The sequence below is a fragment of the Mesorhizobium sp. Arg314 genome, assembly GCF_053714275.1.
Genome location: NZ_JBSKBP010000399.1, coordinates 1 through 210, shown reverse-complemented (window position 1 = coordinate 210; position 210 = coordinate 1). Strand labels below are relative to the sequence as shown.

The following is a 210-nucleotide window of genomic DNA, read 5'->3' as shown; positions in this document are numbered from 1 at the left end:
ATCCTCGCCCAGCTTGGACAGCCGGGATCCGCCGCAGCAGGCGCAGGCAGTCGGAGGATCGATGACGACGCGCTCGTGTTCGATGTCATCCGGCCATGGCTTGCGCACCGGTCGCTTGCGTGAAGGGGCGAACCTTCTGCGTCTTCGCCGCCGCGGCCTGCGCGGCAAGCTCATCCTCGGTCGCCGAGGTGACGAGTTCTTCGAGCTCCA

Annotated in this window: 1 pseudogene; it reads right to left on the bottom strand. The window is 67.1% G+C overall.

Annotated features, from left to right (window positions below):
- A pseudogene (locus ACWGS9_RS36015) lies at positions 1 to 210 on the bottom strand (IS66 family transposase); the annotation flags it as partial.